At 44.5% G+C, this 10722-nt stretch carries 13 protein-coding genes and 1 pseudogene (1 of these 14 only partly in view); 3 read left to right on the forward strand and 11 right to left on the reverse strand.

Features of this window, described 5'->3' with window-relative positions; genetic code table 11:
- The 3 genes and pseudogenes from I2H74_RS18290 to I2H74_RS18300 all read right to left on the reverse strand — a co-directional run.
- Positions 1 to 84 (reverse strand): annotated as a pseudogene (locus I2H74_RS18290) (NAD(P)/FAD-dependent oxidoreductase) (it extends 836 nt beyond the left edge of the window).
- A 17-nt stretch (positions 85 to 101) separates the two neighbouring features.
- Entirely contained in the window at positions 102 to 332 is a 231-nt protein-coding gene (locus tag I2H74_RS18295; protein ID WP_195575697.1) for an alpha/beta-type small acid-soluble spore protein, read from the reverse strand.
- Positions 333 to 1199: 867 nt separating this feature from the next.
- The gene (locus I2H74_RS18300; RefSeq protein ID WP_195575672.1) at positions 1200 to 1877 is read right to left on the reverse strand and encodes a stalk domain-containing protein; all 678 of its coding nucleotides are present in this window, start codon (positions 1875 to 1877) and stop codon (positions 1200 to 1202) included.
- A 323-nt stretch (positions 1878 to 2200) separates the two neighbouring features.
- Here I2H74_RS18300 and I2H74_RS18305 point away from each other — a divergent pair, with 323 nt between their 5' ends.
- Both I2H74_RS18305 and I2H74_RS18310 read left to right on the forward strand, forming a co-directional pair.
- Positions 2201 to 2641, forward strand: a complete 441-nt coding sequence (locus tag I2H74_RS18305) for a hypothetical protein (protein WP_324254105.1) — start codon at positions 2201 to 2203, stop codon at positions 2639 to 2641.
- Between the two features lie 69 nt (positions 2642 to 2710).
- Positions 2711 to 3010, forward strand: a complete 300-nt coding sequence (locus I2H74_RS18310) for a hypothetical protein (protein ID WP_195575674.1) — start codon at positions 2711 to 2713, stop codon at positions 3008 to 3010.
- A 97-nt stretch (positions 3011 to 3107) separates the two neighbouring features.
- Here I2H74_RS18310 and I2H74_RS18315 read toward each other — a convergent pair whose 3' ends face one another.
- From I2H74_RS18315 to I2H74_RS18350, 8 genes are all read right to left on the reverse strand, one after another.
- Positions 3108 to 3740, reverse strand: a complete 633-nt coding sequence (locus I2H74_RS18315; RefSeq protein ID WP_195575675.1) for a hydrolase — start codon at positions 3738 to 3740, stop codon at positions 3108 to 3110.
- A 61-nt stretch (positions 3741 to 3801) separates the two neighbouring features.
- On the reverse strand, positions 3802 to 4146 hold the full coding sequence (locus I2H74_RS18320; RefSeq protein ID WP_195575676.1) for an EamA family transporter: 345 nt from the start codon (positions 4144 to 4146) through the stop codon (positions 3802 to 3804).
- Positions 4130 to 4477, reverse strand: coding sequence for a DUF2304 domain-containing protein (locus I2H74_RS18325; RefSeq protein WP_195575677.1), 348 nt, complete (start codon positions 4475 to 4477; stop codon positions 4130 to 4132). The genes I2H74_RS18320 and I2H74_RS18325 overlap by 17 nt, the downstream gene beginning before the upstream one ends.
- On the reverse strand, positions 4474 to 5181 hold the full coding sequence (locus I2H74_RS18330; RefSeq protein ID WP_229106814.1) for a glycosyltransferase family 2 protein: 708 nt from the start codon (positions 5179 to 5181) through the stop codon (positions 4474 to 4476). The genes I2H74_RS18325 and I2H74_RS18330 overlap by 4 nt, the downstream gene beginning before the upstream one ends.
- Before the next feature lie 32 nt (positions 5182 to 5213).
- Positions 5214 to 6482 (reverse strand): ArnT family glycosyltransferase, encoded by a 1269-nt coding sequence (locus I2H74_RS18335; RefSeq protein WP_229106815.1) that lies wholly within the window; start codon positions 6480 to 6482, stop codon positions 5214 to 5216.
- 254 nt (positions 6483 to 6736) lie between these two features.
- On the reverse strand, positions 6737 to 7468 hold the full coding sequence (gpmA, locus tag I2H74_RS18340) for a 2,3-diphosphoglycerate-dependent phosphoglycerate mutase (protein WP_195575678.1): 732 nt from the start codon (positions 7466 to 7468) through the stop codon (positions 6737 to 6739).
- Positions 7469 to 7514: 46 nt separating this feature from the next.
- Complete coding sequence (locus I2H74_RS18345) at positions 7515 to 8300, reverse strand: kanamycin nucleotidyltransferase C-terminal domain-containing protein (RefSeq protein ID WP_195575679.1); 786 nt, start codon at positions 8298 to 8300, stop codon at positions 7515 to 7517.
- A 19-nt stretch (positions 8301 to 8319) separates the two neighbouring features.
- Positions 8320 to 9270, reverse strand: a complete 951-nt coding sequence (locus I2H74_RS18350; RefSeq protein WP_195575680.1) for a D-2-hydroxyacid dehydrogenase — start codon at positions 9268 to 9270, stop codon at positions 8320 to 8322.
- A 252-nt stretch (positions 9271 to 9522) separates the two neighbouring features.
- On the opposite strand from I2H74_RS18350, the gene I2H74_RS18355 reads away from it, so the two are divergent.
- A complete protein-coding gene (locus I2H74_RS18355; protein WP_195575681.1) occupies positions 9523 to 10518 on the forward strand; it encodes a Gfo/Idh/MocA family protein in 996 nt (331 codons plus the stop codon).
- Positions 10519 to 10722 lie beyond the last annotated feature (204 nt).

A 10722-nucleotide genomic window follows, 5' to 3' on the forward strand; every position in this document is an offset into this window, starting at 1 on the left:
GAGCACTCGATGCTTATAACGTCCTAATTGGATAGCAGCCTGCAAACCTGCGATGCCTCCGCCAACAATCACACATTCATACATTGCGACATCGTTTCCTCTCATTGCCGTTTGGTTAGATTTCCCTGCGCAAGGCGAACTAGCTCCTTGACCATGCTTCCCCCAATGCGTCCGCCTACACGTCCTGCTGACTCAGCAGGAAGCTGTCCATTATAGCCGCGAGTAAGTGGTACACCCAGCTCCTTTGCAACCTCATACTTTACGTCTTCAGGTCGGTTAGGGTTCACGGCAAAGCCTTCACTCCGCATAACTTCTGCTTGAAAGTTCATCATAATCTGCTGCTCTTGCGTTCTATTGCGTGAGTTTCGATTTCTTCTGCTCAAGTTGATTCTCCCCTTTCTGGGTCTAAGGCCTATCTAATATGACTATACCTTGCCCTTAGACCATAAATTTATCCCTTATTCAGTCTTAAAGGACAGCCAAAAAGAGGACCTCACTCAAGGGATGGTCCTCCTCTTTTCAATACCGTTATCCTTGAAATAGGATATGATTCGCTCCTTTATCCAGAAGAATAGATGTAGCCTCCAGCGTACAGCAGATGTATAACCTGGGCCGTACACTCATCTATCGATTGGATCGATGTGTCCAGCACCAATTCAGGATGCAAAGGGACTTCGTAGGGAGAGCCAATTCCTGTTGTTCGAAGTAAATAAAGTAGTAGACTGGAGTTGTTGATCTGACACGGTTTTTTGGTTACAAAATCGTCAGGTATTGAGAAACAAGTTTTAGACTGAACCAGCAGGAGAAGGTATCCTACTGCAAACAGATACTATTCATATAAAATAAAGTAGTAGACTGAGTAATGTCCTTCAGTTGGCCACCAGCGAACACATTCTTGTCGCCGGCATGCCGATCGCGGCCCGCCCCGGTGCATCCATAAGAACCAGGAGCTCGAGTTGCACGCTCACTGTTCAGCCGTTTGCTAATCGCCATGCCAGTCTACAACTTTATTTTTCGAGTCTAATACTTTATTTTCTTCTGACACTCCGACGACGCATACCCTGTAAGCCTGTCCACATATAACGGACGATGGATTTAAATCTCTTCATTGCAAAAGAACAAGGAAAAATCTAATGTAATCTCATGTGAAAATAAGCTCACTCCGCCTATACGGGCATTGTTGGCTTCTCTGCTTAATCTTACTTGTAAATTGAAGTATCTAGCGGAATAATGAACCCACCGTCAACAGCTTGTGTCACATTTATTGCGATGTTCTTTACTCCAGAAATATCTACCTCAATCATCTGGAGATCACTATTAGGCGAAATCTTCTCTACTTTTTTAAGGAGCACATTCTTGTCATTATCCCTAATTTCAATAGACTCCACTTCCTTGCCGACTGCAGCGAATTGCAGAACAAGCTTCTGATATTTGCCGTTAGGGCTGAGCGCGGTATATTTAATATTAGAATTAGGTGCGCTGTACAGAACCTCCTTATAATTCTTGCCGCCGTATTTGGTCAGTGCAGGGTCCTTGGTATGCAGACTGGTGTCAAAATCCTCCTGCTTCACGGGAATGCCTGCCTGCTGTTCGCCAATAATCACCTCTTTGGCTGTCCCGTCATAATTCACCGGAACATCCAGCAGCTCAGAAACAGATCGTACCGGAAGATACGTAGTTCCTTTATAAGTAATAGGAAGCACCGCTTTGCCATTGCCATCTTTGAGAGGGGTAATCTCCCCGTTCACTCTGATTTTTAAATCTCCGTTTAAAAACGCTTTAATTTCTTGGAGATGCGAGCTCGCGAATGCACCTGTGCCCATGCCCACCAAAAGTATCATGGTACCGCATAAAGTCGTAACAACCTTCTTCTTCATTTCTGTTTTCCTCCTCTTGGGATGTCTTCAACTGCGTTTTTAGAGTTGAAGATTTTACCATATTATATCACAAAGACCAATGCTTCACTTCCATTTCTCCCTTCTTCCAAGCTACTTTAAACCCAACCCTTATCCCGCATCACGATATGATCGATATTGTTGAGCAATGCAATCAGCCTGAAAGCCGGATACGGTTTATCGCAGGTCATCTCCCCTACGGCATACATCTCTATCTGAACCGTCCCTGCGAATATATCACTTTTGTACGTCATCCTATTGATCAATTGCTATCCATGTATTCCTTTATAAGAAATGATGCAGAAATGCCACTATATCATGACATAAAGCACTTAAGCTTTCAGCAATTTCTCGAGGATCCTGACTGGGAGGGCTTAAACAACAATCCTCAAGCCAGAATGCTAAATTTAACCCAAACCTTTGGAGATGATGCTGTAGATCCTTCGATAGGTTGGGCACCAGGAAGTACCTTTCGCAACCCCTATCTCGTAAAGCAGTTTCTAAGAGGGCAATTCCGATTTATCGGGGTGACAGAACATATGCCAGAATCATTTAAAATGCTTGGACGCCTCTTCCATTGGCCGATTCCCACTACGATTCCGCATGAAAATAAAATTCCTCGCAGAATCCAGCGGGAACAGCTATCATCGGATGTTATTGCTTTAATTCGCTACCGGTGCTCTTTAGATATGAAGCTATATGAGTATGCCTTGCAGATGTTTCAAGAACGAATGGGATCTCGTTAGCCATTTATGATCTACCTTTGTTATAATAGGGCTGATACCCATTATTCAGCAAAGGATGAGCACAGCAGCATGGCATTTGGCGTAACCAGACAAGAACTAGCGGCATGGAAGGCAGCCGTTCAACGCGGGGAGATCGCCTTTTTAACTCATTATTGGCTTGATCATCGATTCCCTGGTATAACTACAGTCACGAAGGTCGGCTGCAGCGACGTAAAGCGGCTTGCACTATGGTGCACGGAACATCAACTGCCCGCTGAGTACATTCACCACCGCCCGCCTTACCCACACTTTGATCTAATTGGTCCAAGACAACGAGAAATATTGATGGAGGAAGGCTTGATGGATCAGGTAATGCGTTTTCGTCTATAGTCATAAGCAGAATGTATAGAAGTATATCCCCAAACACATAAGAAACCCGGTACAGTCCTTCTTAAAAGAAGTCTGTCCGGGTTTTCGCTGTATTTGGCTATGGCTTGTGAATCATTGATTCCACATAGTCCATGCACTGTCCATATGCACCGCTATGGTCTTTAATAATATTGGCTACCGCTTGATAAGTATTCTGATTGTTCCAGTCCCGTTGGAATTCAAGCAGCACCTGCTGCCAGGTTACAGGCTTGACCCCAGCTTGAACCATTCGCAAGATGGCCATATCATGCGCTTCTTTAGTAGCTCCGCCTGAAGCATCTGTTACCACATACACGTCGTATCCATCTACCCTTGCACAAAGCGCAGGAAACAGCACACACGCCTCTGTCCAAAGACCTGCAATAATAAGCTTGCTTCTGCCTGCAGCTTGAACGGCTTGCTTGATATTCACGTCCTCCCATGCATTGATCGAGGTTCGGTCTATTGGTGTCACATGGGGGTATACCGCTTGAAGTTTCGGAAATAGCAAGCCGCTGAACGTTGTCGCCTTTATCGTGGACAAAATGCAGGGAACCTGAAATACGTCTGCCGTCTTCGCCAACCCTACAACATTATTCATAATGGCAGTTCTTGATGAATTCTCCACACCGAATAACATCATCGGCTCTTCATCAATGATCAGCATAACGGATTGTGATGGATCAAGCAGGCAGCTTTGATAATCGCGCATCTCTACACTCCTTTACAAGGTAAGCAGCCTTAGTATAACCTTGCAGGAAGTGTTTCTTTCATTATTTAGCGATAAGATAAGTCCCAATCAAAATGACGACAACGCCTGCAAGCTTCGTTGCGTTGATGCTCTCACCGAATAAAAAGAAAGCAGGAAGCAGTGCTAACACGTATGCGAGGCTTTGCAAGGGGTAGGCTACGCTAAGCGGGAGCCTCGAAAGCACGGCGAACCACAATATTGTCGCAATCCCATATAATAGGAACCCCGCCCATATCGCAGGGGACTGCAGCAATTTCACCCACTGAAGTCCGCCGCTGCGCTGCAGTCCGATTTTAAAGAGAACCTGCCCACATACCAGTAAGATTATGTTGCTGAATAATAAGGTATAGCTAATCATTTTGCTCATGTTTTTGCTCCTTGCCTTTCATTAAAGTAATCTCCTGTGTAAGTCGCAGCACCTGATTCGACAGCTTCGTAATAACAAGCGTCAGGTGAAGAATAAAGGCAAAGCAGAAGAGCAACCCGAACAGGAAAAGAATAGCAGGGGCATATTTGACATTGAGCCATTCTGCGATTTGTTCAACAAGTGTCACATTCCATGAAATAATAAACAAAAGCACACCAAAAGCAATCCACAATAGGGAGTATTGCTCTCTTAGACGTTGTCTTCTGACTAGCTCAAATATAATCAATAAAAAAGCAATGGAAATGATCGTTGAGAGGCTGTATATCGTCATGCGGTAGGTTTCACCTCACGAAAGCGCATTGCACACATCATGACAGCAAGCGTCACTTTAATCATATAGTAGGCAGAACGAACAGGAGTAATAGATGATTTTCCTGACTGCCGTTCTCTCATCTCGGTGCTAACCTCAGAGATGCGACATCCCTTCCGCTTTAAGTATACGATGGACTCGACCTCGGGATAATCCATCGGATAGTATTGAGCATACAAATCAATGACCTTCCGATTGGCAGCACGGAACCCGCTCGTCGTATCGGTGTATCGCTCTCTTGTAATCGCACTTACGAGCTTCGAGAAAAAGATCATGCCCACACGTCTCATCTTGGATGAGCGATATGCAGAAGGTTCCACATAGCGAGAGCCGATCACGAGGTCGGCATCCTGAATCGCCTCCAACAGCTTTGAAAGCTCTTCTGCTGGGTGCTGTCCGTCCGCATCCATCTGAACGGCAACATCATAATTATTCTGCTTGGCGTACAAATAGCCAGTTTGCATGCCCCCGCCTATTCCAACATTAAAAGGAAGTGTCAATACTTCCGCTTGGGCTTGTCTTGCAGCATGCTCTGTTTTATCAGTCGAACCGTCATTTACCACTAAGATATCTACCGTCGGTACATGTTTACGAATATCGGCGATGACTTGGGCTATGCTTTTTTCTTCGTTGTAGGCTGGTATAATTACTAGCACTCTCATCATCTAAAATCTCCCTTTTTTACTTTAATACATCCTTAGCGCTCAATAAGTGAACGCTTCTTCTTTAGATTAAGCAATTGATCGATCAGATAAGCTGCAAACATAATGAATAATACCATGTTCGGATAGCCATATCTTGAAAAGGCAACAAATGGTACATATATGACGGTAAAATAACACAGGGTCAGCAGTACAGGCAGCATTTTAGCAAATGATTGGCGAATCATGGCCCATACAAGACCAAGCAAGGATACCCATACTAATACGTATTGGATGCCAAACATCAATGATTTGCCGAATGGCCAGATGGGACGCCAGTAGTATGGAATCATATACAGATTGTAGAATTTCCCTATCGTATACCAATGCAGATACTTTAGCGGTTCATAAGTAAAGCCATACTTTAATATATCTAATCCCTTCGCTACAGCATTGCTGTCAGACCCTTCAAAGACGGTCTTAGGATCATATTGCGGGTAGAGCTTGAAGAAGTCCGCCGATGGCAAATTCCAATCAATCCGTGTGCCTAACAAAAATGGACTGCCTCCAGAAGTCGTAAAAATAATAAATTGATGGAACGTCAACCAGTTGCGTATCCACCAAGGCACTAAGCAAACAATATAAGCTGCTCCAATGTACATCATCGATCTTACCATCTCACGGAACGAATAACGTTCCTTCCACCAAAGCACCAAGAAGATCGCTGGATACAACGAAGCATGCGGCTTAAAGTAAGCAGCAAAGGCCACCATAACGCCTATAAATACATACCATCCCGCTCCGCGATGCTGAACCGCCTTTATGGAGATCGCAATAAGAACAAGGATGGCTAACCGGAAGGTCGACTCTGTGAGAATGACGCCTGACGAAAAGTAATCCGGCCAGTACAAGGCGCTGATAATGCAAGCAATGATTGCTGCACGGGAGTTAAACATATATCTTGCGATAATATAAATAAAATAAATGCTTGCGGCCTGCTGCAAACATTGGAACAGGCGGAAAGCAACGATTGCTGCATCTCCTTGCCCAAAGACCTTCATAAACCCTGCAAGCATAATCGGGAATAACGGCATGATAAAGGTGGACGGCTCCTCGCCGCTGTTGTAGGCCAATACCCCTTCGTTAATTAACAGCTTTGCACTTTGTATATATTTCACATCATCATTATTAGGCTTGTACAAATCTCCTAGTAAAAAATAATGCCCTTTGATCAGTACAATCGCTGAAGATAAGAGAAGCACGAAGATCATGATGGAATATAGCCACCGCTTCTCTCTCACCCCTTCAATTCGAAAAGAAAACAACAAAGACGCCTCCTATATTAACATTTTCATCTTATGGGATTATATTACACAATCCTGAGAAAGAGCAAACGACATTATACCTATTTTGACTAATTGACAAATTGGGTCTCCTTCACTTTCTCTTTTCTAATTGGCTAGAAGAGGCAGCAAAAGAAGCTTCCATCTACACGCAGCCCGCAGTGATGAAAGCTCCTTTATGTCAAGCAAATAGGATGATGCCAAGCACAAATCTCAATTTATAAGTTGAGCAACATCTAAATATGCTTTTCTACAGCGTCTTCTGGAAGCGGGCCGTCCATGCCCAAGTAGTAATGTCGAATTGGGTTCATATTCTCGTCCAATTCATATACGAGCGGCACGCCAGTTGGAATGTTCAAGCTTACGATTCCGTCTCCCTCAATATGATCCAAATGCTTGACGAGCGCTCGAATGGTATTTCCGTGCGCAGCAATAATGATGTGCTTGCCTACCTTAAGATCAGGGACAATACGCTCATTCCAGTATTCGAGAACACGATTCTCTGTATCGAGCAGGTTCTCCGTTCTAGGGTACTCCTCATCCTTTAAGTCCTTGTATTGTGGAAGCTTGGCTTCATAGCGAGGATCATCAAGTTCCAGTTCAGGAGGACGAACATCGACAGAACGGCGCCATGCATGCACCTGATCTTCCCCATACTTCTCAGCAGTTTCTGCTTTGTTCAAGCCTTGAAGCGCACCATAATGACGTTCATTTAGCTTCCATGTCTTATAGACTGGAATCCACATCAAGTCCATTTCGTACAGCATAACCCATAACGTTCTGATAGCACGTTTCAAGTATGAGGTATAGGCTTCATCGAAGACGTAACCATTCTTTTTAAGGATCAAGCCCGCTTGTCGAGCCTCTTGTAGGCCTTGCTCTGACAAATCAACATCGGTCCAGCCAGTGAAGCGATTCTCTAAATTCCACTCACTTTGTCCATGTCTTACCAGTATGATTTTGATCATGATGGCTGCCACTCCTCTTCCTGTCTGTTATTCATTCGGTGATTGCTTATTTAAACATATTCTCTAACGGCACATGCTCGGTACGATAATGAATTCCATTCGCTTCACACCAAGCATTCAGCCCGCTCCATAGCCGTTCACACGAGGCGTAGATCTTATCGATATCATGCAAAGTGCCATTAAGCACTTGAGCTGCAAGGTCGGAATAGCCTGCTGGTAGCGATGGCATATTCAGCGCTTCTTCTATCGCCCGTGCACGCGTCGTAAAGGATTGCCTATTCATAAGTCCAATCACAACGCTGATTTCCCATACAAGATCCACAGCACCTAATGGAATGAAGCTTCGGTTGCCTACTTCCATATTCCCTCTGATCTTGCCGAATGTTTCGTACAGATCATGAACCATGAATTGCTTCACCATGTTTTTGAATGGCTCCGTCTGCTGCATGGTCAGAATAGCCTGCTGCTTCACTCTTTCAAAATACTTTCTTGGATCATAAAGCGGCATAACCCGAATCAAACTTCCATTTGTGATCGGCCACATCTCATCCACCAATTTTGCATCTTGCAGTAATTCCTGCTCCGAACGAAGATTGATCTCCATCTTATAATGGTGCCATACAAATTCAAAATCTTTTGGCTCTACCGTATCATCCACGATGACATGCATCTCAATGTCGGAGTAAGGAAGATCAGTGCCTGCTCCAAGCGAACCGTATATCCCGATTGCAATGACAGCCGTATCATAACGATTAAGCATCAATTCTTTAACCGTATGCGCATGCTTAAGCTTTTCTTCACGAGTCGTTTGATTAGGATAGGATAAAGTCATTTGCAATCACCAACTTTTCTTAGTATCTGGCCTCTAAATCAATCAAATTAATCAATTTCTCTTGCTTCTGGAAGCGTTCGAGATTATCAGTCATGATAACCACACTACGATCGATATATTGAGGGGTGATCGCGGATACATGCGGCGTAATGACGCATCTGTCCATGCTCCAAAGCGGCGAATCCTCAGGCAAAGGCTCTACCTGAAAGACATCGAGATAAGCTCTCTTTATTTTATCTTCCTGCAGCAGCCGGATTAGATCCTTCTCTACCACAATATCCCCTCGCCCAAGGTTGATAAATACGCTATCTGGTTTTAAATGAGACAAGAGTGAATAGTCAAGCCATTGATTCGTCTCTTTCGTTAACGGAGCTACGACAATCACGAAATCACTCTGTTGAAAGGCCTGGCTCACTTGATTCTGGAGAATAATTTCATCAAATCCTACTCTAGCGCCTCCGTTGCGATTAACACCGACCGTCTTCATGCCAAGTGCTCGTGAGAGATTCGCAATCGCAGTACCAATGGCTCCTGTTCCCACAATCGCGACAGTCTTACCAAAACATTCTCCAAATATTAGTTTTTTATTCCATACTTTCGTTTTTTGCTGCTCATGCATGGCTGTAAATTGCTTGACTTCTTGGAGCATAAGGCCCATTGCAAACTCCGCCATTGGAATCGCATGAATGCCCCTAGCATTAGTCACGCTGATTTGACGAGATTTCAACGTATCGAATGGCAGCCCCTCTACGCCCGCGCTTAACACTTGAATCCAGCGAAGGGCTGGCAATTGTTTCAGCAAATCCTCTGTTATATCTCCACCGAATGTTACAATAGCCTCTGCGCGTTCAGCTACCCAAGCGTCGAGCTGTGAGAGATCCCGAATAAAGTTCCAGCTCAACTGCTTATATTTATCTGTCAGGTCGGCCTTTATATCATCTCTAAGATTTGCAGTTACGATAATGTCCATTCGGCAATCCCTTCCTTCAGCTAAAGATGAGTCCTTCTACCATGATAACGAATCCTAGAAATGAATGCCATTCCAACCTTTATTAAGAGTTATTTAGGACAAAGCTTTATAACGAATATCCACTAATCTTTATTAACCACATCACAAGTTCTTTAATAATGTTGAAATCGCATACAAACAAATAATAAACTGTGGTAAGCTAGAAATATTTCATTCTACCTATAAAAACATCATCGAAAGGAATGATACCTAGTGATAAAAGTAGGCATGTTGAGCTTCTGGCATGTTCACGCAGGAGATTACGCAAAGTTGGCAAATGAGCACCCTGATACGGAGATTGCTGCGATCTGGGATGAGGATCCCGTTCGTGGCCGTCGCGAAGCGGAAGCCAGACAGGTTCCTTTTTATGAAACGCTGGACGAACTGCTTCGCAGTGCTGATATTGAAGGCGTGATTGTGGATACTCCAACTGATGCCCACCGTGATGTGATGATCCAAGCCGCTAAGGCAGGCAAGCATATCTTTACGGAAAAAGTGTTGGCGCCAACCTTGAAGGAAGCCAATGAAATCGTAGAGGCTGTTAATCATGCGAATGTAGCGTTAACGGTATCCCTTCCCCGCATGTACGATGGATATACGCTTGCGATACAAAAAGTGCTGGAACAAGGCCTGCTCGGGGAACTGACGCAAGTTCGTGTACGCATGGCACACAATGGCGCGATTGCAAACTGGCTGCCAGAGCATTTCTATAAGCTAGAAGAGACACATGGCGGTGCCATGATCGATCTTGGCTGTCACCCGATGTATCTTACTCGTCTGTTCTTAGGTGCGCCAGAGGCAGTAAGTGCGCAGTACGGCTATGTAACGGGCCGTGAGGTTGAGGATAATGCCATCACATTGCTGCGCTATGCAAATGGGGCGATTGGAGTTGTTGAAACGGGTTTTGTTACCCCTAACTCTCCTTTTACCATTGAAATTCATGGAACGGCAGGCAGCTTGATGTATGGCTTCCAGGATGCCAACAAGCTGCATGTCAGCAGTACGAAGCTTGAAGGAAATGGTGCACTTGAGATTGAGATCGACGAGTCTGCTCCTAATGCTTTTACACAATGGGTAAATAGCATTCAGACTGGAGAGAAGACAGAAGAAAACATCACGATGGCGATTGAACTTACGAAACTGATGGAGGCTTCCAACCGATCGGCTGCCGAGCAGCGTGCCGTGAAGCTAAGCGAGCTGCAAGCCTAATGTCTCTTTGACTGCAGTATGTTGAAGAATGGTTGTGTTTCCAACCTTGTAAGCCGCTTGCATGAGATACGTATGCTGCCCCTCCTTTTATCGATTTTTTAAGAAATCAAAAGGTAACTCCTGTATCTTGGATAATGAAAAGCCCCTGAGACATCATGAAGTGCACCCCATAGAATAGACATTGGAAAAACCTCTGGTTATTCC

It is taken from the genome of Paenibacillus sp. 1001270B_150601_E10, assembly GCF_015558675.1.
Classification (GTDB): Bacteria; Bacillota; Bacilli; order Paenibacillales; family Paenibacillaceae; genus Paenibacillus_B.